This is a genomic window from Vagococcus luciliae (assembly GCF_024637875.1).
Classification (GTDB): Bacteria; Bacillota; Bacilli; order Lactobacillales; family Vagococcaceae; genus Vagococcus; species Vagococcus luciliae.
Map to the genome: position 1 here is coordinate 1247801 of NZ_CP102451.1, position 22891 is coordinate 1270691.

A 22891-nucleotide genomic window follows, 5' to 3' on the forward strand; every position below is an offset into this window, starting at 1 on the left:
AATGGCAGAAGTGTTAGTACTAGGGGGAGCAGGTTACATCGGCTCTCATGCGGTGAAAAGATTATTGGATAGTGGCAAAGAAGTGATTGTGGTTGATAATTTATTGACTGGACATAAAGAAGCAGTGGACGAACGTGCGACATTTTATGAAGGAGATATTCGTGATAAAGACTTTTTAACAGAAGTCTTTAAGAAAGAAGACATTTCGCAAGTGGTTCATTTTGCCGCAAGTTCACTTGTTGGAGAATCAGTTGAAAATCCACTAAAATATTTTAATAATAATGTTTACGGCATGCAAACGTTACTTGAAGTGATGAATGAATTTGATGTGAAAGAAATTGTCTTTTCTTCAACAGCTGCCACTTATGGTGAACCTGATGTAACACCTATTACGGAAGACACGCTAACGAATCCAACCAACCCTTACGGTGAAAGTAAACTCATGATGGAGAAAATGATGAAATGGTGTGATAACGCATATGGCATTAAATATGTATCATTGCGTTATTTCAATGTGGCAGGTGCAATGCTTGATGCGTCAATCGGTGAAGACCATACCCCTGAAACCCATTTGTTGCCCATCATTTTACAAGTTGCACTAAATCAACGGGAAAAATTAATGATTTTTGGTGATGATTATCCAACGCCAGATGGCACATGCATTCGTGATTATGTACATGTCGTTGACTTAGTTGACGCTCATATCTTAGCATTGAATTATTTATCGAAACATGATGAAAGCCAAATCATTAACCTTGGAAGTAGCAATGGTTTTTCAGTGAAAGAGTTGCTGACTGAAGCCATCAACGTAACTGGAAAAGATATTCCTTCTGAGATTGCACCAAGACGTGCGGGTGATCCGTCAATGTTAGTTGCTTCAAATGAAAAAGCGAAGACTATTTTAGGGTGGAATCCCCAATATACTGATGTGGAAACAATCATATCTAGTGCATGGCAATGGCATCAAAGTCACCCACATGGATACGAAAAATAGTGAGTAAAAGTTAAGCCAAGGACGGTCATCGTTCTTGGCTTTTTTCTATGCTATAATAAGGAAAAAAGATGAACTTATAAGGAGACACACAATGAGTAAGCAAGAATCAAAAACGTTATACCAAGCTTTATGGAATAGTGCGGATATTCTACGTTCTAAAATGGACGCGGCAGATTATAAGGACTATTTATTAGGCTTGGTTTTTTATAAATATTTATCAGATAGAATGTTGTATAGTGCCGCTGATTTGTTGGAACAACCTGCTCACAGTCTAAAAGAAGCTCAAGCAATTTACGAAGAAGCATTTAAAGATGGTGAGTTAAGAGATGATTTGATTTCTGAATTGAAATACATGTATTCCTATGCCTTAGAACCAGGTTTAACGTTTACTTCTTTAGTTGATAAAATACATATGGGACAATTTCAATTAGAAGATTTGGCTCAAGGGTTTAGAAATATTGAGCAAAGTAGTGAGTTGTTTGTTAATTTGTTTGAAGACATTGATTTGTATTCAAAACGTTTGGGAACTACACCACAAAAACAAAATAAAACCATTTCTGAAGTGATGGTGGAGCTTGATTCATTAGATATTGCCCACGAAGGAGATGCGCTTGGAGATGCCTATGAGTATTTGATTGGTCAGTTTGCTTCTGATTCAGGAAAAAAAGCTGGGGAATTTTATACACCACAAGCTGTTTCTACCTTAATGACTCAAATTGTTTTAAGTGGTAAAGAGGATAAACGAGGATTTAGTGTGTATGATGCAGCAATGGGGTCAGGTTCTTTATTATTAAATGTCCAAAAGTTTTCGAATGAACCTGGCACGATCAATTATTTTGGACAGGAATTAAAAACCTCCACCTATAATTTAGCTCGTATGAATATGATTTTACACGGTGTTGATGTGGCAAATCAGCATTTACATAATAGTGACACATTGGATGCGGACTGGCCGACAGAAGAGCCAACGAACTTTGATGCCGTACTAATGAATCCACCGTACAGTGCTAAATGGACAGCAGATAAAGGCTTTTTAGATGATCCAAGATTTGCTCCTTATGGTGTATTAGCCCCTAAATCAAAAGCAGATTTTGCCTTTTTATTACATGGTTATTATCATTTGAAAGACACAGGTGTGATGGCGATTGTATTACCTCATGGTGTGCTATTTCGTGGTGCAGCAGAAGGAAAAATTCGTAAAATATTGTTAGAACATGGTGCAATAGACACAGTGATTGGCTTACCGGCAAATATTTTCTTCAACACAAGCATTCCAACGACTGTCATTGTATTGAAGAAAAATCGTAAAAATCGTGATGTCTTCTTTATTGATGCATCAAAAGATTTTGAAAAAGGAAAAAATCAAAATGTGTTAACCAATGATGCCATAGATAACATCCTTCAAACTTATTTGGCACGTGAAAACGTGGATAAATATGCACAGCTTGCAACATTTGATGAAATTACAGAAAATGATTTTAACTTAAATATCCCACGCTATGTTGATACGTTTGAAGAAGAAGAACCTATCTCACTAAAACATGTCGCGACTGAATTGACCGCTGTTCAAAAAGATATTGCAGAAGCTCATCAAGTACTTGCGACATTTTTAGATGACTTAGTTGCGACAACTGATGATGCAAAAGATGAATTAGATGCCTTTAAATCCATATTGACACGTGGTGGTGATAACCATGACAAGTAATCATCTTGCACCAGTGATTCGTTTTAAAGGTTTTACTGACGCTTGGGAACAGCGTAAGTTGGGGGATATTACTAAAAAAATTGGAAGCGGAAAAACACCTAAAGGAGGAAACTCTACTTATCTAGATGTAGGGATTCCATTAATTCGGTCTCAAAACATTTTTGGTAATAGATTAGATTTTACCGATATTGCTTATATTTCTAAAGATACGGATAATGAAATGAAAAATAGTCGAGTAAACGAGAATGATGTACTCTTAAATATTACTGGAGCGTCTATTGGACGCAGTGCTGTGTATAGAGAGAAATTTACAGCAAATGTTAATCAACATGTATGTATTATTAGACCTGAGAAACACTATTCATCCAATTTTATTCAATTAAATCTAAGTTCATACAAAGGGCAAAAGGAAGTGGAATTAAATCAAGCTGGTGGTGGACGAGAAGGTTTAAATTTTAAACAAATTAGTAAAATGTCTTTTTATTATCCAAATTATAACGAACAAACAAAAATAGGGAACTTTTTCAAACAACTTGATGGTACTATCGCACTTCATCAGCGTGAGTTAGATTTATTGAAAGAACAGAAAAAAGGCTTTTTACAAAAAATGTTCCCTAAAAAAGATGAAGTAGTACCTGAAATTCGTTTTGCAGGATTTACTGACGCTTGGGAACAGCGTAAGGTATCAGATATTACCCTATTTCATAAGCAAGGATATTATACTAAGGAAGAGTATTCAGATACGAAAAAATATTATCTTTTGAGAGGTACAGAATTAACTTCAAATAGCTTAAGGTTAGATGACACTCCTAAAATAAATGCAACTGAAAAAGATTATGAAGATTTTAGAGTTAAAAAAAATGATTTTTTAATTGTTAGAAGTGGTACAGTAGGTACGTATAGCATTATTTATGAAGATATTCCAGCTATATTCGGTTCTTATCTCATAAATTTCAGATTTAATCTTTCTATTGTCACGAATGAATTTTTTGGATATTTTTATCAATCAGAACTGTTTAAAAGTCAGTTGCTAAAGATTGTACAACAATCATCAAACATAAATATTAACGCTGAAAATATAAAATCAACACTAATTATGCTTCCTAGTATTGAAGAACAAACCAAAATCGGTAACTTCTTCAAGCAACTTGACGACACTATCGCACTTCATCAGTGTGAGTTAGAAAAATTACAAGAAATGAAAAAAGCATTCCTACAAAAAATGTTTGTTTAATAAATAGTTAAAAGTAGATATGCGACAAATTTTAAAATTTGTCGTATGTCTACTTTTGTTTTTTTATAAATATTTAAGGAGGAAAGAGAATGAGTAATAGAAAAGGGTTGTTATTTCATGAGTATTTCTTAGAGTGGATAGAGTTATACAAGGTTGGGGCAGTAAGAGAAGTGACTTTATCGAAGTATCAAATGTCTTATACGAGGCTAAAAGAATTAGCACCTGATGTTTTATTAAAAAATATTGATAGGAGAGAGTATCAGCGAATTTTAAATAAATATGCTGAAACACATGAGAAACAGACTACAATGGATTTTCACCATCAGTTAAAAGGGGCGTTACTAGACGCAATGGACGAAAATCTCATTCCAACTAATCCAACTCGTAAAGTGGTCATAAAAGGTAAGATTCCCAGAAAGAAGAAAACAAAATACATTAGTCAGTTTGATTTACAGAAATTATTGGATGAATTATTTTTACCAACATTTTTTAATCATGATTGGTTAATATTATTAATCGCTAAAACTGGATTACGATTTTCAGAAGCATTAGCTGTTACTCCTAGTGATTTTAACTTTGCTTATCAAACACTCTCTATTTCTAAAACTTGGAATTATAAAGAAGTAAATGGTCACTTTCAAGAAACAAAAAATCATTCCTCAAAACGTCATATCCAATTAGATTGGAAAACAACCATGCAATTTGCTCAGATGGTTGAAGGATTACCTAGTCATCATCCTATTTTTATTAATGGACGTGTTTTTAATTCCACAGTTAATCACCGTTTAAAAAGGTTATGTGAAAAAGCAGACGTTCCTGTGATTTCTATCCATGGTTTAAGGCATACACATGCCTCATTATTGTTATTTGCAGGTGTTTCTATTGCCAGTGTAGCAAGACGTTTAGGTCATGCTAATATGACAACAACTCAACAGATTTATTTACATATCATTCAAGAATTAGAAAATCAAGACAACGATAAAATAATGAGATATTTATCCAACTTTTAAACCTTACGCTGATGAAGTGCGATAGTACCATCAAGTTGTTTGAAAAAGTTCCCTATTTTTGTTTGTTCGTTATAATTTGGATAATAAAAAGACATTTTACTAATTTGTTTAAAATTTAAACCTTCTCGTCCACCACCAGCTTGATTTAATTCCACTTCCTTTTGCCCTTTGTATGAACTTAGATTTAATTGAATAAAATTGGATGAATAGTGTTTCTCAGGTCTAATAATACATACATGTTGATTAACATTTGCTGTAAATTTCTCTCTATACACAGCACTGCGTCCAATAGACGCTCCAGTAATATTTAAGAGTACATCATTCTCGTTTACTCGACTATTTTTCATTTCATTATCCGTATCTTTAGAAATATAAGCAATATCGGTAAAATCTAATCTATTACCAAAAATGTTTTGAGACCGAATTAATGGAATCCCTACATCTAGATAAGTAGAGTTTCCTCCTTTAGGTGTTTTTCCGCTTCCAATTTTTTTAGTAATATCCCCCAACTTACGCTGTTCCCAAGCGTGTGTAGAAAGAGGGAAAATGATGTATAATAAAATTACGTAAAAAGAGAGAAAGTGGGAAAAAATGTTGGGTAAGTTTACTTCAGAGTTAGATTTAGAAAAACAATTAATCGAACAGTTAATTTCCGGTGAATCACAATGGACTTATCGACCAGATTTAAAAACAGAAGATGATTTATGGGATAATTTTAAAGATAAATTAGAAATGAATAATTTAGATATACTAGGGGAAACACTTTTAACAGAACAAGAATTTCGCCAAATAAAAAATCAGTTAAGTTTTCCAAATTTTTATGAAGCTGCTAAGTGGTTAGCAGGTGAAAATGGTGTCGCAAAGGTCCAGGTACAGCGTGAAGATGCTAAGTTAGGAACTATTAGGCTACGTGTGTTGAATCGTGAGGATGTCGCAGGTGGCATATCATCTTATGAGGTCATCAATCAATATGTCTCAACTAAAAAAGAATACATGGATAATGATCGACGATTTGATGTCACGTTATTGATTAATGGGTTACCAATGATTCATATTGAATTAAAAAATAAGAATAATGCATATATGGATGCGTTTCGTCAAATTTCAAAATATTTGAAAGAAGGCAAATTTACTGGCATTTTTTCTAGTGTTCAGATGTTTGTGGTCACAAATGGATCAGACACACGTTACATTGCTTCAGCACAAGATACTAAGCTTAATGCCCAATTTTTAACAAAATGGGTGGATGAAGACAACAAAGCAGTGGATAATTATTTAGATTTTTCAAAACATGTGCTGTCTATTCCAATGGCACATAAAATGGTGACACAATATACTGTGATTGATAATGATAAAAAAGCATTGATTTTACTTCGTCCTTATCAAATTCATGCGATTGAAGCAGTTAAGCAAGCGTCTAAGCAATCAAAGTCAGGTTATGTTTGGCACACGACGGGTTCTGGAAAAACTTTGACGTCATATAAAGTAGCTAGAAATTTATTACAAATTTCATCTATTGATAAAACCATATTTATTGTGGATAGAGTGGATTTGGACCAACAAACAACCACGTCATTTACATCATATGCTGAAAATGATGTGATAGATATTGATGAGACTAAAAATGTATCCGAGTTAATTACAAAACTATTATCAGATGAACGCTCGGTGGTAGTGACGACGATACAAAAATTAAATTATGTCATGCGTCGAGTTGAAGAAAATCCAGAAAATAAAAAATATCAAAAACTACGTCGTCTTAAGCTGGCGTTTGTTGTCGATGAATGTCACCGAGCTGTTAGTCCAGAGAAAAAAAGAGAATTAGAAACCTTTTTTATTGAATCTCTTTGGTATGGCTTTACAGGTACTCCTATTTTTGTTGAAAATGCTAAAAAGGTACAAGGCAATCTACCCAGAACAACAAAACAACAATACGGTGAGTGTTTACATGAGTACACTGTAAAAGAAGCAATACATGACAAAGCGGTTTTAGGGTTTCAAGTGGAGTACAAGACCACTTTTTCAGAAGAACAGCTGGATGATATTGTGGAAAGTTCAGATAAAAAATCTGAGTTGGCAATCTATGAGATGAGTTTGATGGAAAAAGAATATTATGTTCCAAATGAAGTGTATTTAGATGAGGCACATATGTTAGAAGTGATAGACTCTATCATTAATAAATCTCGCAAAAAATTAGGGTTTAACTTAGGGGTAGGTCAGACATATGATGCTATTTTAACAACGACGTCTATCTCACAGGCACAAAAATATTATGATTTGATTAAAGAAGTGAAGGCTGGGCAATCTAGTGTGAGTGTGTCAGAGGCAACTAAAAAAGTACTACCAGACTTTCCTAAGGTGGCTATAACATATTCTATTTCTGAAAATGAGGCATCTTCTTCAAGTAATCAAGATAAGATGAAAGAAGCATTGGAAGATTATAATGAAGAGTACGGCACACACTATACGCTTGAAACGATGCGCGCATATAATCGAAATGTTAATGACCGATTGGCACGAAAAAAAGATCAGTATAAAGCACGAAGCGAACAGCTTGATTTAGTGATTGTGGTAGATAGGTTGCTAACAGGATTTGACGCACCTTGTTTATCGACGTTGTTTATTGATAGACCACCGATGAAAGAACATAATTTAATTCAAGCATTCTCACGGACAAATCGTTTATTTGACAAATACAAACGTTACGGTCAAATTGTGACATTTCAAGATCCAGCAACCTTTGAACAAGCGGTGACCAATGCGTTGATTTTATATTCAAATGGTGGAGAAAATGAGGTGTTAGCTCCAACGTGGGAAGAAACGAGAGATCGATTTATTGAGGCAATCGAGGAGTTAAAATTGGTAGAACCAAATCCACATGCAATCGATATTGGGTCATCGAGTATAGTCCAATTAAAAAAATTCGCTAGGTCGTTTCAACAAGTGGATAAATATTATGCTTCATCGCAAGTCTATACAGAATTTTCTGAAGAACAAATGGGCAGTTTATTTCCTATTACGGAAAAAGAGTTTGAAGAGTACACAGGAAAATACAAAAACGCGTTAGAAAAAATTAAAGAATTATCTGATGCCCCTGAAGAAAAAGAAATTGATATTGATATTTTCTATGAGTTAGAGTCAGTTAAAACAGAAAATATTAATTATGATTATATTTTGATGTTGATTCAACGATATGTTCCGGTAGGAGATGATGAGTATGAGCTGATAGGAAGACAAGATGACAAATCAGCCAAAGAAATTGATAAGTACCTAGATGAATTGTCTCAATCTAATCAAAAACTGTCAGCGTTAATCAAAACGTTATGGGAAGATATTCGTCAAAATCCTGAACATTATCGTGATAAAGATATATCTATCTTATTAAATCGTTTAATACAAGATAAAAAGCTAAATGAAACCTCTCAGCTTGCTGAAAAATGGTCAGTTAACGAAGGTGATTTGCGATATGTTGTTAACAACTATAATCCTAAAAAAGAAAAACAAGTTGGTGAACAGGAGTTAAGAGATTCATCAAATTATGAGCAGTATAAAGAATCTAACGATGCCCCTGTCAGTAAGTTAAGATATTGGAAAAGTTTTAAAAAAGAGTTAGTACAAGTTATGGAGGAAGAATTATTACCTCTTGAACGTGATTAAAAAGAAGAGATATGTTGTATGGCACATCATACTAATAAAAAAAGCTTTGGTACATGATGTTCCAAAGCTTTTTTCTATGCCTGTTTAATAGTGGTAAAAATGAGGTGTGGATAGTTATTTAGTCTAATTGGAAATTTACTATTAGCTAGGCCACGACTGACAATAAGATTTGAGTCATTTTTAATGTATAAGCCATTTGTTAGTTTTGGTAACACCCCTTGATCAGGTGATAAAAGACCATCTGTTTTAGGTAAACGCCATTGTCCACCATGAGCATGACCGCTAAAAATAGCGAGAGGGCTATTAAAAGAGTTAATGTATTCATCAAATAGTTCAGGATGATGTGCTAACACTAATGTATCTTGATTAGTATTAATTTTCGCCATATCTTGACCTGAAAGTGAAGTGTGTCGATTACTTAGTCCAACGAGGTTAAATGTATTATTATTGATGGCCAAATTAGTGACATCATTTTCTAAATAAATCGCATCACTGGATTTGATTTTTTGTCTCCATAAAGAATAATTTGGGTTTGTTTCTTCGTGATTGCCATTGATAACATAAGTTTTGTAGCGAGAGGTTAAAGTAGTTAAAAAGTCAAAAAATTCGGTTGTTTCTACAGACTCAGTGCGATCAATTGTGTCACCAGTTAAAAACACGACATCAGGTTGTTCTTTTTCTAATTCGTTGAATAATTGTGTTTGACTAACTCTTAATCTTGGAAATTGTAAATCGGATAAGTGAGCAATTTTTATAGGATCACCATTAACTCGATTACTTGTGATGATGATGGATTCTGTATCTAACTGTCTGTTTTCACGAATCCCTTCAGCAATAATCAGTAGGGGGATAGTTAGGAGTAATCCGGTAACAATTTTTTTTACTTGTGTCATAAAGACGCCTCCTTATTTTAAAAATTATCTTTAGTTAAATTAACAAAAAATAAGAAATATAGAACTAAAATCGAAAAACTTAGAAAAATCTTAACCATATTTTCAAAAAAAAGTTAGTAACATTGAATAGTAGTTGAAAATATGCTAACATATCATTGTGTGATATGAGTGGAAAGAGTGAGCGTGTTGACGCTCACTCTTTTTGATGAATTTCTCGAAAATGTATAGGGAGGCGAAAATATTGGCAAATGTAGTCGAAATAGTCACTGACTTAGTTAATCCAATTTTGGAAGGCTATCAATTTGACTTAGTAGATGTTGAATATGTTAAAGAAGGAAAAAATTGGTTTTTAAGAGTATTTATTGATAAAGATGGCGGTATTGATATCAATGAATGTGCACTAGTCAGTGAGGCGTTAGGTGAAAAACTTGACACAATCGATCCAGATCCGATTCCACAAGCCTATTTCTTAGAGGTGTCTTCACCAGGGGCAGAAAGACCTTTGAAAAAAGAAGAAGATTATGTCAATGCTATTGGAGAGTATGTAAATATCTCTTTTTATCAAGCTATTGAAGGAGAAAAGCAGTATCAAGGTTTCTTAAAAGAAGTAACCCCAGAGACGCTCACCCTATTAGTAAAAATTAAAACGCAAGAAAAAGAAATGACATTTGATAGAAAAAATATTGCCAAAGCGAGATTGGCTATTCAATTTTAAAATGGAGGTTAAGGAAATACATGAACAAGGAAATGTTAGGAGCACTAGATGCTCTTGAACGCGAAAAAGGTATTTCAAAAAGTATCGTAATTGAAGCACTAGAAGCAGCAATGGTTTCAGCGTATAAACGTCACTATGGACAAGCACAAAATGTAGATGTTGAGTTTGATGAGAAAAAGGGGGATGTGCATATTTTTTCTGTTAAAGAAGTAACAGAAGAAGTCATGGATTCTCAATTAGAAGTTAGCTTGAAAGAAGCGTTAAAAATTAATGGTGCTTATGAAATTGGTGATATGATTCGTTTTGAGGTAACACCAAAAGACTTTGGCCGTATTGCAGCACAAACAGCTAAACAAGTTATCTTACAACGTGTACGTGAAGCAGAACGCTCAATTATTTATAATGAATTTAGTGCTTACGAAAATGAAATTATGCAAGGAATTGTGGAACGTCAAGATAATCGCTATATTTATGTTAATTTAGGTAAAATTGAAGCCGTATTATCTAAACAAGATCAAATCCCAAATGAAGTTTATCAACCACACGATCGCATCAAGGTTTATATTTCAAAAGTAGAAAATACATCAAAAGGTCCTCAAGTTTACGTTAGTCGTAGCCATCCAGATTTATTAAAACGGTTATTTGAACAAGAGATACCAGAAGTGTATGATGGTGAAGTAGAGATTATTAGCATTGCAAGAGAAGCTGGAGATAGAGCAAAAGTTGCAGTGACAGCTGCTAACAAAGACATTGATCCAGTTGGAACGTGTGTCGGACCAAAAGGACAACGTGTTCAAGTCATTGTTAATGAATTAAAAGGCGAAAACATGGATATTGTGGAATGGAATGAAGATCCTGCTGTCTTTATCTCTAACGCTTTAAATCCTGCTCAAGTATTAGATGTTATTTTTGAGCCAAATCAACGTGCTTGTACAGTCGTTGTGCCAGATTTCCAATTATCATTAGCTATTGGTAAACGTGGACAAAATGCGAGATTAGCGGCTAAATTAACTGGCTATAAAATTGATATTAAACCTGAATCGGAATGGGAAAAAATAGCTGCAGAAAATGAAGAAGAGTTACTTGAAGAAGTACTTGAAGCAAATGAAGAATTAGTCGTTGAAGATGTATTAGATGAAGCTGTGGAAGAAATATCAGAAGAAACTACATCAGAAGAATCAACAGAGAACGCTACAGAAGAAATTGTCGTAACTGTTGAAGAAGATGAAGAATAATACCACTTTTTGGGAGGCGAAATAGATGAAACAAAGAAAAATTCCAATGCGTAAATGTGTTGTATCAAATGAAATGAAACCCAAAAAAGAAATGATTCGTATTGTTCGTTCTAAAGAAGGCGAGATTTCGATTGATCCAACTGGAAAAATGCCAGGTCGTGGTGCTTATCTATCTATGGAACCAGATGTTGTCCAAAAAAGTTGGGATCAAAAGATTTTAGACAGAGTATTAAACGATACATTAACAGATGACTTCTATCAAGAGTTGCTAGACTATGTGTCACATCAAAAAGCAAGGAGAGAATTATTCGGAAATGGAAAATAAACAACGATTTCTTAATCTCCTAGGTTTAGCAATGAAAGCCGGTAAACTTGTGACTGGTGAAGAAACAACCTTACAGTCAGTGAGAAAAAATACGATAAATTTGGTGATTTTAGCAAGTGACGCAAGTGAAAATACCGAAAAAAAAATGAGAGACAAGTGTCATAGTTATCATACAAAATTGATTTCGCCATGCACCTCAGCCGAACTGAGTTCTGCTATTGGCAAAAATCGTATGATTGTCGGGGTATGTGACACCGGATTTTCTCGAAAGATGTGTGAACTAATGACAGAATAGGACGGTGAGAGAATGAGTAAAAAACGCGTATATGAATTAGCAAAAGAACTTAATGTTCCAAGTAAAGATATCGTAGAAAAAGCTCAGTCCGCAGGTGTTGATGTGAAAAATCATATGAGTACATTAAATGACTCAGATATTGATAAAGTCAAACACCTATTAGCACCTTCAAAAGCTAAGGGACAAGATAATAAAAAATCTGGTCAAGCACCAGCTAAAAAAAATAATCATTCTAACAAAAAGTTAGAAAATAATGATAACAGTAAGGGTAATCGAGTGAATAATCAGAATCAAAACAAACAACAACCAACGAATAAACAAAATAATCACCAAAAATCTTCAGCAAATGGAACAAAAAAACCAGCTGGAAATACATCTAATCAAGCAAATAGAAGCAATAATTCAACAGGTAATAACAATAACCAAAATAAAGGTGGAAACCGTAATAACAATGGTAATCGACCTTATCAAGGAAACCAAAACAATCGCTATAACAAAAATAATAAGCGACGTAACAATAAAAAAGGCAAACAGCAAACATCTAATAAGCCAGCTGTACCACCACGTAAATTTAAAGAATTACCAGAAGTGTTAGTTTACACTGAAGGCATGAATGTAGCAGATATTGCTAAGAAAATTTACCGTGAACCAGCAGAAATTATTAAAAAATTATTCCTTTTAGGTGTGATGGTTAACCAAAACCAAGCCTTAGATAAAGATACAATTGAATTATTAGCAACAGATTACGGTATTGAAGCGGAAGAAAAAGTTCAAGAAGATGTGGCTGATATTGACAAATTCTTTGAAGCAGATGTTGTTGATCCTGATAAATTAGTCAGTCGTCCTCCTGTTGTGACTGTTATGGGACACGTTGACCATGGTAAAACAACCTTATTAGATACATTAAGAAATGCAAAAGTAACATCTGGTGAAGCAGGCGGGATTACACAACATATCGGTGCTTATCAAATTGATATTAATGGCAAACCAATTACATTCTTAGATACACCAGGACATGCGGCGTTTACTAGTATGCGTGCTCGTGGAGCAAGTATCACAGATATTACTATTTTGGTTGTAGCAGCAGATGATGGTGTCATGCCTCAAACAGTTGAAGCCATTAACCATGCTAAAGCAGCAGAAGTCCCAATTATTGTGGCGGTCAATAAAATTGATAAACCAAGTGCCAATCCAGATCGCGTGATGCAAGAATTAAGTGAATATGGCTTGATTCCAGAATCATGGGGTGGAGACACAATTTTTGTTCCAATCTCTGCAAAATTTGGGGATAATATTGAAGAATTATTAGAAATGATTTTACTTGTTTCTGAAGTAGAAGATTTAAAAGCTGATCCAACACAACGTGCCATTGGAACAGTTATTGAAGCTCGCTTAGATAAAAGTAAAGGACCTGTTGTAACATTATTAGTACAACAAGGAACACTACATGTTCAAGACCCAATCGTTGTTGGTAACACCCACGGACGTGTTCGTGTGATGACAAACGATATTGGTCGTCGTGATAAAACAGCTGGACCAGCAACACCAGTTGAAATTACCGGGTTAAATGATGTGCCACAAGCTGGTGACAGATTTGTAACTTTCGAAGACGAAAAAACAGCTCGTGCAGCTGGAGAAGAAAGAGCAAAACGTGCTTTATTAGAACAACGTCAAGTGAGTCAACGTGTGACATTAGATAACTTATTCGAAAGTCTGAAAGATGGCGAAATGAAAGAAGTTAATGTTATTATCAAAGCGGACGTTCAAGGTTCAGCTGAAGCATTAGCCGCAAGTTTAACAAAAATTGATGTAGAAGGCGTTCGCGTGAAAATTGTCCATTCAGCAGTTGGGGCAATTAACGAAAGTGATATTACATTAGCTTCTGCAAGTAATGCGATTATCGTCGGTTTTAATGTTCGTCCAACAGCACAAGCTCGTACACAAGCAGAACAAGAACAAGTCGATATTCGTTTACACAGAATCATCTATAAAGTTATCGAAGAAATTGAAACAGCGATGAAAGGAATGCTTGATCCTGAATTTGTTGAAAAAATTACAGGACAAATGCAAGTTCGTGAAACTTACAATGTGTCTAAAGTTGGGACAATTGCAGGATGTTACGTAACAGAAGGTTTCATTCGTCGTGATTGTGGTATTCGTTTAATTCGTGATGGTATTGTTATCCATGAAGGTAACCTAGCTAGTTTGAAACGATTTAAAGATGATGCAAAAGAAGTAAAAATGGGATTTGAATGTGGTGCCACTCTTGAAAATTACAATGACGTAAAAGTTGATGATGTCATTGAAGGGTTCATCATGGAAGAAGTGAAAAAATAATTCAGCTCATTTATATGAGGAGGATAAGCATATGGCAAATTACCGAGATCGTCGTGTCGCTCAAGAAATATTAAAAGAAGTGAATGATATTTTACATAAAAAAGTGCGTGATCCACGTGTACAAGATGTAAGTATCACTGACGTAAAAGTAACTGGTGATTTACAAGAAGCAACTATTTTTTATAGCTTGTTGAGTGATAAAGCGTCTGATAAGCAAAAAGCTCAAGAAGGATTGGATAAAGCGACAGGATTAGTTCGTCGTGAATTAGGTCATAGATTAAGTATCTATAAAACACCTGAAATTACCTTTGCAAGAGATGAGTCAGTCGAATATGGAAATCATATTGATGAACTATTAAGAGGATTGCATAAAGATTAATTAAAAAAAGACTAGAGGATAATTTATTTCTTCTGGTCTTTTTAATTTTTCATAAAATAGGAATTATTAACGCATAATAATGAAGTATGATAAACTAAGAGTAGATTAATTAGGAGGCGATTCGATTGGTAAAAAATATCGGAATAGTTGGGACAGGTGTGATTGCAACAGAATTTGTAACGCAAGTAGATACGTCAAAATACACGGTCCATTCAGTGTATAATCGTAACCCAAGATCTCTTGAAACGTTTAAAGAAGCCCATCAATTACATAATGGCTACACAGATTATGATGAGTTTTTAAATGATGATACCCTTGAGTGTGTCTATATTGCAACACCAAATCAAACGCATTATGACTATGCCAAAAAAGCAATCGAAAAAGGTAAACATGTATTATGTGAAAAAGTGATGGTATTAAATGCTGACCAAGCACGTGAGTTATTTGAATTAGCGAAAAAGCATCACGTGGTTATACTGGAAGCTGTAACATTGTTCTTCATGCCAATGTATCATGAAGTGAGCCATTTATTAGAACAAAATGTGTTAGGTAAAATTAGCGGGGCGAATATCACATTTGGTAGTTGTAAAGAATATGATGTAAATAATCGATTTTTCTCATTAGAAAAAGGTGGTGGGGCATTATTTGATATTGGACCATATGCCTTATCAGCAGCTGTTTATTTATTAGGGACAGACATTGAGTTAGTTTCTTCTGAGGTTGTCATGGCACCAAGTGGCGTTGATGAGAAATCAGTGACTACATTAAAAACAAAAAATAACGAACTAGCTAGTGTGATGTTATCGTTTAGAGGAAGATTACCAAAACAAATTTTAGTCACAGGTGATGAAGGCTATTTAATGATTAATGATTTTCCAAGAGCCACAACAGCTGAGATCTTTTATAATGATGGAACAACAAAAGTCATTGAAGCAGGCGATGGAAAAGATGTATTTACCTATGAGATGGATATGTTAAATCATTTGGCTAGTGAAAAAGAATTAGAGCATGTTCCTGATTGTCGAGAAGTCAGTCAACGAGTGATTGAGTTGATGGACGCTATGAGACATGAGTGGGGATGGAAATTATAATAGATACCTAAAAGGAGGGCGACCTCCTTTTTTTATGTTTACAATCGCTTTTATCCTAATTAGGTCTTTAAGTATGCTATAATATTGTGGAAATGATGAAAAGAGTAGGAGAAGACAAATGGAAGGAATTATCCCTCTATGGAAACCACGTGGCATGACAAGTCATGATTGTGTGTTCCAGTTAAGAAAAATCTTAAAAACAAAAAAAGTTGGACATAGTGGCACACTTGACCCAGATGTTGATGGCGTATTGCCTATTTGTGTCGGTAAAGCAACAAAAGTTGTTGAGTATTTGCAAGAATCCAATAAACTATATGTTGGGGAAATAACCCTTGGATTTTCAACAGAAACAGAAGATGCAAGTGGGGAAATTGTGGCAAAAAGTCCTATTACCAAGCCTTTAACAGAAAAAGAAATTGATGACGCCATGTTATCTTTAACAGGTGATATTCAACAAATTCCTCCTATGTATTCTGCTGTTAAAGTGAATGGTCGACGATTATATGATTATGCGAGAAAAGGCGAATCAGTTGAGCGTCCAGTCAGACAAACAGTTATTCATCGTTATAAACGCATCAGTCAACCAATCTTTTCAGAAGAAACACAGACACAGTCTTGGAAATTTGAAGTGGATTGTGCAAAAGGAACGTATGTTAGAACACTTGCTGTGGATACAGGAAAAAAATTAGGTTATGAGGCACATATGTCAGATTTAACGAGGTTATCAAGTGGAGGGTTTGACGCGAAAGAAGCCATTACATTAGAAAAAGTCAGAGAGCTTGTAGAGGGTAATCGATTATCAGAAATATTTTATCCGCTTGAGAGAGCTGTCGAGACGTTTCCTAAAAAAATACTAACGTCAGATGAATATCAAGTAATCAAAAATGGCTTGGTGATGCCAGACTCTTTTTTTGCAGAATATGATGATACACAGTTGATTGCATTATTTTATCATCAACAACTTGTTAGTCTATATGGTAAACACCCAAGTAAACCTGGTTTATTTAAACCAATTAAAGTGATTCGAAACGATTAAAGGAGTATATGTTATGCAAATTATTAATATCCATCATCCGTATGATCCATGTGACTTACCTAAGGATGATGTCGTGTTAGCTTTAGGTTTTTTTGACGGCGTTCATAGAGGTCATCAAGAAGTAATCCGAACAGCTAAGACTATAGCAAATGAAAAAGGATTAAAATTGGCTGTGATGACATTTAATCATCATCCTGCAGTTGTTTTCCAAAAAGTAAATTACAAGAAAATGAAATACATTACAACAATTGAGCAGAAAGAAGAAAGAATGAGGCAATTGGGTGTCGATTATTTATATATCATTGAGTTTACGTCTTCTTTTGCCAGTCTTTCGCCACAAGATTTCGTCGATGAATACATGGTAGGATTGCATGCTAAAGTTGTCGTAGCAGGATTTGATTATACCTATGGAAAGAAAGATATTGCCAATATGAGTATCTTACCTACCTATGCAAAAGGTCGATTTGAAGTAGTTGAAGTTGAAAAATTAAGTGAACATGATGAAAAAGTTAGTTCAACAGCTATTCGTGAATGCATGAAGATAGGTGATATGTATGCAGCGAACAAACTATTGGGCTATGCTTACGAAACAACGGGCATTGTAGTACATGGAGATAAACGCGGTCGATTATTAGGGTATCCAACTGCTAATATTAAAGTGCCAACATATTCGTTATTACCTACTGGTGGGGTATATGTTGTGAAGATAAAAGTAGCAAACAAATGGTATATGGGTATGGCGCAAATAGGATACAATATCACATTTGAGAGCAATCGTCCGATGACCATCGAAGTCAATATTCTAGATTTTTTAGATGATATTTACGGTGAACAAGTGAGTGTTGAATGGCTACACTTTTTACGTGGAGAGAAAAAATTTGATAATGTGGATGGACTAATTGCTCAATTAAAACAAGATGAACAAAATACAAGGGATTATTTTGATGCAAGAGGGGGACTAATATGACGTCAGCTTACATACATATTCCTTTTTGTGAACATATCTGTTTTTATTGTGACTTCAATAAAGTATTTATTGAAGGACAACCTGTTGATGAATACATTGAGGCTTTGTTGAAAGAAATCAAGTTAACAAAAGAAGCTTATCCATCAGATACAACTGAAACCATTTATATTGGTGGTGGTACACCAACGTCTTTATCTGCTAAACAGCTCGACCGTCTATTAAGTGGTGTAAAAGAATTATTACCGTTTAATCTAAGTGATGAATTTACTGTAGAGGCTAATCCAGGTGATTTGACAAAGGATAAAATAAACGTTCTTCAAACACATGGGGTCAATCGATTGTCTATGGGAGTTCAAACGTTTGATGATAGGTTATTAAAAAAAATTGGTCGAAAACATTCAGCACAAGATGTATTTGATACTATGTCTCTTTTAGAACGTGCTGATTTTTCGAATGTTAGTATTGATTTAATTTATGCTTTACCAAATCAAACAATGGAAAGTTTTGAAGACACGCTGGATAAAGCTTTGGCACTAGATTTACCTCATTATTCTATGTATTCATTGATTTTAGAAAATAAAACCATGTTTTATAATTGGGCAAGGCAAGGTAGATTGCATTTACCAGGGATTGATGTTGAGGGAGATATGTTTGAGCGAGCTATCGAACGCATGACGTTAGCTGGAAAACATCAGTATGAAGTGAGTAATTTTGCTGAAGTGGGAAAAGAGAGCAAGCATAACTTAGTTTATTGGAATAATGATCATTATTATGGATTGGGCGCAGGAGCAAGTGGTTATTTAGGCAATATTCGTTATAAAAATCATGGGCCTATCCAACATTACTTAGAACCTTTAAGACAAAATAAATTACCTACTATTACAACAGAAAATTTAACGATTAAACATCAAATGGAAGAGGAAATGTTTTTAGGATTACGTAAAAAACAAGGTGTTTCTCTACCTAATTTTGAACAAAAATTTGGTCAAACATTTGAATCAATTTATGGAAGTATTGCTGAGAGGTTAATAGAGGAAGAAATGATTCAAATAAGAGATGGCTTTATTTCGTTAACGGATAAAGGGTTAATTTTAGGAAATGATGTTTTTGAGAAGTTTTTATTAGAAAAATAAGTATGAAACAGTCTAAAGAGAAAAAATTAGGCTGTTTTTTTGTTATTCTCGTTTTTTTGACAAAATAAATTGACATATTCTTGTGATTACTCATTTATAAATTTGTCATAATATAGATAAATCCTTTGTTTATTAAGCTTTGTTAACTGGTATCGTTAAAATTAGCACTCTATAACAAAGAGTGCTAAAAAAGAGAGGCTTTTAGTTGACAAAAAAATTAATCCTTGTTATATTGAATAATGTAGTTAGCACTTAGTATAAATGAGTGCTAATAAGGAAGGTGATTCGCATGTTGAGTATGAGACAAGAACACATCTTACAATTATTAGTTCAGCTCTATACTGAAACAGGACAACCTGTTGGATCGAAGACCTTGATGAATAACGGGATTACAGTTAGTTCAGCAACTATTCGAAATGAGCTGTCAAAATTGGAAGATTTTGGTCTTATTCAAAAAATGCACACGTCTTCTGGTAGAATCCCTTCAATGCAAGGGTATCGTTATTATGTGGATCATTTAATGGATCCTAGTAAGATTAGTTCTACCGATGCTCAACGTATCAAGCGATTGTTTGATCGCAAATTTAATGCCACAAATGAAATCATTGAATGGTCTGCTAATATTTTATCCGAGCTAACAAGTTACACAGCCTTTTCGTTAGGGCCAGAGGTAAAAGAACGTCGATTAACTGGGTTTCAAATTGTTCCATTAAATACGCGACAATTAATGGCGATTATCGTGATTGATCAAGGATATGTTGAAAGTCAAGTGTTCTCAATTCCAAGTTCAGTGTCAACTGAAGATATCGAAAAAATGATTCGAATCATCAATGATCGATTGTTGGGAGAAACACTTTTGACAGTTTACCATAAGCTTCGAACAGAGATTCCATTAGTTCTCCAACGTTATTTTAATAATTCAAGTAATATTTTATTCTTATTCGAAGATGTGTTTAATCAAGCTTTTGATGAACAAATTTATGTGGGTGGAGGGATGAATTTATTAAATTCAGCTGCTATTACAAACCCAAATGAGTTTCAGTCAGTGTATTCCTTAATTAGTGATACAGATAAATTGACTGAGCTTCTTATATCGGATAAAGATGAAAAAATTGATATTAAAATTGGAGACGAACTAAACAATGAATTGTTGCAAAACATGAGTTTAGTAACTGGATCATACGATGTTTTTCAACGAGGCAAAGGATTAGTAGCTGTTTTAGGACCTGCTAGCATGTCTTATTCGAAACTGTTAGGAGTTATGGATGTTTTAACAGATGAGTTATCTAGACATCTAGAAACATATTATCGACATTTGGAAAATAGTGGAGAGTGAAAGGAGACTGACTAAAGTGAAGAAAGACGAATCAGTTGATAAAGTTAACGAGGAAGAAAAAAAAGACGAAGAGTCGACAGTTGAAACAAATGAGGCTGTTGAAACCGAAGAAGTGGTAGAAGAAAACGAAACGGAAGAATCGTTAGAACAAACATTACAAGAAGATTTAGATAAGATGGAAGATCAATTTCTAAGAGCTCAAGCTGAGATTGCTAATATGCGCAATCGACATAAAAAAGAGCGTGAGGAAGCTTCTAGATATCGTGCACAAGAATTAGCAAAAGAGTTATTACCAGCTTTGGATAACTTAGATCGTGCGTTAGCGATTGAGGTAAGTGATGAGCATGGTGAAGCGATGAAAAAAGGAATTGAGATGGTGAGAGAAAGCATGTTACATGCTTTTAAAGAATCTGGTATCGAAGAGATAAAAGCTGAAGGTGAAAAATTTGATCCAAATTTACATCAAGCCGTACAAACAGTTCCCGCTGAAGATGGTCAAGAATCAGATGTGATTGTTCAAGTGTTACAAAAAGGTTATATATTGCATGATCGTATTTTACGACCATCAATGGTTATTGTGACACAATAATATAAATTAACATTTAAATAAATTAATTAGATAAAGGAGATTTTTAATATGAGTAAAATAATTGGTATTGACTTAGGAACAACAAACTCTGCAGTAGCTGTATTAGAAGGCGGAGAAGCAAAAATTATTACTAATCCAGAAGGTAACCGTACAACACCATCTGTTGTATCGTTTAAAAATGGTGAAATCCAAGTTGGTGAAGTAGCAAAACGTCAAGCTGTAACCAACCCAAATACAATTTCTTCAATCAAACGTCATATGGGAGAACCTGGATATAAAGTTGAAGTTGAAGGAAAAACTTATACACCACAAGAAATTTCTGCAATGATTTTACAATACATTAAAGGATTTTCTGAAGATTACTTAGGTGAAAAAGTTGATAAAGCTGTTATTACAGTTCCTGCTTACTTTAATGACGCTCAACGTCAAGCAACAAAAGATGCTGGTAAAATTGCTGGTTTAGAAGTTGAACGTATTGTTAACGAACCAACTGCAGCAGCTTTAGCTTATGGTTTAGATAAAACTGACCGTGATGAAAAAGTTTTAGTATTCGACTTAGGTGGTGGTACATTTGACGTATCTATCCTTGAATTAGGTGATGGTGTCTTTGATGTATTATCAACTGCAGGTGACAACAACTTAGGTGGAGATGACTTTGACGAAAAAATCATCGACTACTTAGTTGAAGAATTTAAAAAAGAAAATGGAATTGACTTATCTAAAGATAAAATGGCAGTACAACGTTTGAAAGATGCAGCTGAAAAAGCGAAAAAAGATTTATCAGGTGTAACAAGCACTCAAATCAGCTTACCATTTATCACTGCTGGTGAAGCTGGACCTCTTCACTTAGAGTTAAACTTAACTCGTGCAAAATTTGATGAATTAACATCTGATTTAGTTGAAAGAACTAAAATTCCAGTTCGTCAAGCAATCAAAGATGCTGGTATTTCAACTTCAGAAATTGATGAAGTTATCTTAGTTGGTGGATCTACTCGTATTCCTGCAGTGGTTGAAGCTGTAAGAAAAGAAACTAAAAAAGAACCTAACAAATCAGTTAACCCTGATGAAGTAGTAGCAATGGGTGCTGCTATCCAAGGTGGGGTAATCACTGGTGATGTTAAAGATGTTGTCTTACTTGATGTTACACCATTGTCATTAGGTATTGAAACAATGGGTGGTGTATTTACTAAATTAATCGACCGTAACACAACAATTCCAACAAGTAAATCACAAGTCTTCTCTACTGCAGCAGACAATCAACCAGCCGTTGATATCCATGTATTACAAGGTGAACGTCCAATGGCAGCTGATAATAAAACATTAGGAAGATTCCAATTAACAGATATTCCTGCAGCTCCACGTGGTGTGCCACAAATCGAAGTATCTTTTGATATCGATAAAAACGGTATTGTTAATGTAAGTGCAAAAGACTTAGGTACTCAAAAAGAACAAACTATTACAATTAAATCATCTTCAGGTTTAACAGATGAAGAAATTGAACGTATGGTAAAAGACGCTGAAGCAAATGCTGAAGCAGATAAAGAACGTAAAGAAGAAGTTGATTTACGCAATGACATCGATGCGTTATTATTCTCAGTTGATAAAACTTTAGGTGAATTAGAGGGTAAAGTTGATGCTGATGAAGTGAAGAAAGCAGAAGATGCTCGTGATGAATTAAAAGCAGCTGTTGAAGCTAATAATATTGAAGATATGAAAGCTAAACGTGATGCATTAAATGAAATCGTACAAGCGTTAACTGTTAAATTATATGAACAAGCAGCAGCACAACAAGCACAAGAAAATCCAGAAGCAGCACAAAGTGGCGCGGATGATGTTGTTGATGCAGACTTTGAAGAAATCAACGACGATGAAAAATAATGTTAACTAGAGAAAAAAGCCAAAGCATTGTGCTTTTGGCTTTTTCTCTTGATTATTTACTATAAAGCATTCTAAAATTGGC

The 22891-nt window shown here is 34.3% G+C and carries 19 protein-coding genes and 2 pseudogenes; 19 read left to right on the forward strand and 2 right to left on the reverse strand.

Translation table 11 applies throughout. The features are described 5' to 3' along the window. Window position 1: 1 nt before the first annotated feature. The 4 genes from galE to G314FT_RS06120 all read left to right on the forward strand — a co-directional run bounded on the left by galE (window position 2) and on the right by G314FT_RS06120 (window position 4943). Window positions 2-994 (forward strand): UDP-glucose 4-epimerase GalE, encoded by a 993-nt coding sequence (galE, locus tag G314FT_RS06105; RefSeq protein ID WP_257699499.1) that lies wholly within the window; start codon window positions 2-4, stop codon window positions 992-994. Between the two features lie 91 nt (window positions 995-1085). Next, window positions 1086-2699 (forward strand): type I restriction-modification system subunit M, encoded by a 1614-nt coding sequence (locus tag G314FT_RS06110; protein ID WP_257699501.1) that lies wholly within the window; start codon window positions 1086-1088, stop codon window positions 2697-2699. Further along, window positions 2689-3933, forward strand: coding sequence for a restriction endonuclease subunit S (locus tag G314FT_RS06115; protein ID WP_257699502.1), 1245 nt, complete (start codon window positions 2689-2691; stop codon window positions 3931-3933). Before G314FT_RS06110 ends, G314FT_RS06115 begins: the two co-directional genes overlap by 11 nt. 89 nt (window positions 3934-4022) lie before the next feature. Further along, window positions 4023-4943 carry a site-specific integrase gene (locus G314FT_RS06120; RefSeq protein WP_257699503.1) on the forward strand — a complete coding sequence of 307 codons (921 nt, stop codon included), beginning with the start codon at window positions 4023-4025 and terminating at the stop codon, window positions 4941-4943. Here the strand turns inward: G314FT_RS06120 and G314FT_RS06125 are convergent. Continuing rightward, a complete protein-coding gene (locus G314FT_RS06125; RefSeq protein ID WP_257699505.1) occupies window positions 4940-5452 on the reverse strand; it encodes a restriction endonuclease subunit S in 513 nt (170 codons plus the stop codon). The two genes, G314FT_RS06120 and G314FT_RS06125, sit on opposite strands and share 4 nt — an antisense overlap. An 82-nt stretch (window positions 5453-5534) precedes the next feature. On the opposite strand from G314FT_RS06125, the gene G314FT_RS06130 reads away from it, so the two are divergent. Continuing rightward, complete coding sequence (locus G314FT_RS06130; protein WP_257699507.1) at window positions 5535-8600, forward strand: type I restriction endonuclease subunit R; 3066 nt, start codon at window positions 5535-5537, stop codon at window positions 8598-8600. A 74-nt stretch (window positions 8601-8674) separates the two neighbouring features. Here G314FT_RS06130 and G314FT_RS06135 read toward each other — a convergent pair whose 3' ends face one another. After that, on the reverse strand, window positions 8675-9493 hold the full coding sequence (locus tag G314FT_RS06135) for a metallophosphoesterase (protein WP_257699508.1): 819 nt from the start codon (window positions 9491-9493) through the stop codon (window positions 8675-8677). A gap of 241 nt (window positions 9494-9734) precedes the next feature. Here G314FT_RS06135 and rimP point away from each other — a divergent pair, with 241 nt between their 5' ends. The 14 genes and pseudogenes from rimP (at window position 9735) to dnaK (ending at window position 22809) form a co-directional block, all read left to right on the forward strand. Beyond that, a complete protein-coding gene (rimP, locus tag G314FT_RS06140) occupies window positions 9735-10208 on the forward strand; it encodes a ribosome maturation factor RimP (RefSeq protein ID WP_257699509.1) in 474 nt (157 codons plus the stop codon). Window positions 10209-10228: 20 nt separating this feature from the next. Further along, entirely contained in the window at window positions 10229-11443 is a 1215-nt protein-coding gene (nusA, locus tag G314FT_RS06145; RefSeq protein WP_257699511.1) for a transcription termination factor NusA, read from the forward strand. A 25-nt stretch (window positions 11444-11468) separates the two neighbouring features. Beyond that, entirely contained in the window at window positions 11469-11768 is a 300-nt protein-coding gene (gene rnpM / locus G314FT_RS06150) for an RNase P modulator RnpM (protein WP_117973025.1), read from the forward strand. After that, window positions 11758-12063: a L7Ae/L30e/S12e/Gadd45 family ribosomal protein gene (locus G314FT_RS06155; protein WP_257702526.1), complete on the forward strand. Its 306-nt coding sequence runs from the start codon at window positions 11758-11760 to the stop codon at window positions 12061-12063. Before rnpM ends, G314FT_RS06155 begins: the two co-directional genes overlap by 11 nt. A gap of 12 nt (window positions 12064-12075) precedes the next feature. Then, window positions 12076-12184: pseudogene (locus tag G314FT_RS10545) on the forward strand (translation initiation factor IF-2 N-terminal domain-containing protein); the annotation flags it as partial. Between the two features lie 242 nt (window positions 12185-12426). Further along, window positions 12427-14400, forward strand: a pseudogene (gene infB, locus G314FT_RS06160) (translation initiation factor IF-2); the annotation flags it as partial. A 31-nt stretch (window positions 14401-14431) separates the two neighbouring features. Then, window positions 14432-14779 carry a 30S ribosome-binding factor RbfA gene (gene rbfA, locus G314FT_RS06165; RefSeq protein ID WP_241699157.1) on the forward strand — a complete coding sequence of 116 codons (348 nt, stop codon included), beginning with the start codon at window positions 14432-14434 and terminating at the stop codon, window positions 14777-14779. Window positions 14780-14904: 125 nt separating this feature from the next. After that, complete coding sequence (locus G314FT_RS06170) at window positions 14905-15870, forward strand: Gfo/Idh/MocA family protein (protein ID WP_257699515.1); 966 nt, start codon at window positions 14905-14907, stop codon at window positions 15868-15870. Window positions 15871-15988: 118 nt separating this feature from the next. Beyond that, window positions 15989-16906 carry a tRNA pseudouridine(55) synthase TruB gene (gene truB / locus G314FT_RS06175; protein WP_257699516.1) on the forward strand — a complete coding sequence of 306 codons (918 nt, stop codon included), beginning with the start codon at window positions 15989-15991 and terminating at the stop codon, window positions 16904-16906. Window positions 16907-16919: 13 nt separating this feature from the next. Then, window positions 16920-17873 carry a riboflavin biosynthesis protein RibF gene (gene ribF, locus G314FT_RS06180; RefSeq protein WP_257699517.1) on the forward strand — a complete coding sequence of 318 codons (954 nt, stop codon included), beginning with the start codon at window positions 16920-16922 and terminating at the stop codon, window positions 17871-17873. Further along, window positions 17870-19006: a radical SAM family heme chaperone HemW gene (hemW, locus tag G314FT_RS06185; protein ID WP_257699518.1), complete on the forward strand. Its 1137-nt coding sequence runs from the start codon at window positions 17870-17872 to the stop codon at window positions 19004-19006. The genes ribF and hemW overlap by 4 nt, the downstream gene beginning before the upstream one ends. 289 nt (window positions 19007-19295) lie before the next feature. Beyond that, window positions 19296-20342, forward strand: a complete 1047-nt coding sequence (gene hrcA, locus G314FT_RS06190) for a heat-inducible transcriptional repressor HrcA (protein ID WP_257699519.1) — start codon at window positions 19296-19298, stop codon at window positions 20340-20342. A 16-nt stretch (window positions 20343-20358) separates the two neighbouring features. Further along, entirely contained in the window at window positions 20359-20931 is a 573-nt protein-coding gene (gene grpE, locus G314FT_RS06195; protein ID WP_257699521.1) for a nucleotide exchange factor GrpE, read from the forward strand. Window positions 20932-20979: 48 nt separating this feature from the next. Then, on the forward strand, window positions 20980-22809 hold the full coding sequence (gene dnaK / locus G314FT_RS06200) for a molecular chaperone DnaK (RefSeq protein ID WP_257699522.1): 1830 nt from the start codon (window positions 20980-20982) through the stop codon (window positions 22807-22809). Window positions 22810-22891 lie beyond the last annotated feature (82 nt).

Excerpts from the sequence above, each read along its gene's own strand:
- galE (WP_257699499.1), top strand. The coding sequence starts at position 2 with ATGGCAGAAGTGTTAGTACTAGGGGGAGCAGGTTACATCGGCTCTCAT.
- G314FT_RS06110 (WP_257699501.1), top strand. The coding sequence starts at position 1,086 with ATGAGTAAGCAAGAATCAAAAACGTTATACCAAGCTTTATGGAATAGT.
- G314FT_RS06115 (WP_257699502.1), top strand. The coding sequence starts at position 2,689 with ATGACAAGTAATCATCTTGCACCAGTGATTCGTTTTAAAGGTTTTACT.
- G314FT_RS06120 (WP_257699503.1), top strand. The coding sequence starts at position 4,023 with ATGAGTAATAGAAAAGGGTTGTTATTTCATGAGTATTTCTTAGAGTGG.
- G314FT_RS06130 (WP_257699507.1), top strand. The coding sequence starts at position 5,535 with ATGTTGGGTAAGTTTACTTCAGAGTTAGATTTAGAAAAACAATTAATC.
- G314FT_RS06135 (WP_257699508.1), bottom strand. The coding sequence starts at position 9,493 with ATGACACAAGTAAAAAAAATTGTTACCGGATTACTCCTAACTATCCCC.
- nusA (WP_257699511.1), top strand. The coding sequence starts at position 10,229 with ATGAACAAGGAAATGTTAGGAGCACTAGATGCTCTTGAACGCGAAAAA.
- rnpM (WP_117973025.1), top strand. The coding sequence starts at position 11,469 with ATGAAACAAAGAAAAATTCCAATGCGTAAATGTGTTGTATCAAATGAA.
- G314FT_RS06155 (WP_257702526.1), top strand. The coding sequence starts at position 11,758 with ATGGAAAATAAACAACGATTTCTTAATCTCCTAGGTTTAGCAATGAAA.
- rbfA (WP_241699157.1), top strand. The coding sequence starts at position 14,432 with ATGGCAAATTACCGAGATCGTCGTGTCGCTCAAGAAATATTAAAAGAA.
- truB (WP_257699516.1), top strand. The coding sequence starts at position 15,989 with ATGGAAGGAATTATCCCTCTATGGAAACCACGTGGCATGACAAGTCAT.
- ribF (WP_257699517.1), top strand. The coding sequence starts at position 16,920 with ATGCAAATTATTAATATCCATCATCCGTATGATCCATGTGACTTACCT.
- hemW (WP_257699518.1), top strand. The coding sequence starts at position 17,870 with ATGACGTCAGCTTACATACATATTCCTTTTTGTGAACATATCTGTTTT.
- hrcA (WP_257699519.1), top strand. The coding sequence starts at position 19,296 with ATGTTGAGTATGAGACAAGAACACATCTTACAATTATTAGTTCAGCTC.
- dnaK (WP_257699522.1), top strand. The coding sequence starts at position 20,980 with ATGAGTAAAATAATTGGTATTGACTTAGGAACAACAAACTCTGCAGTA.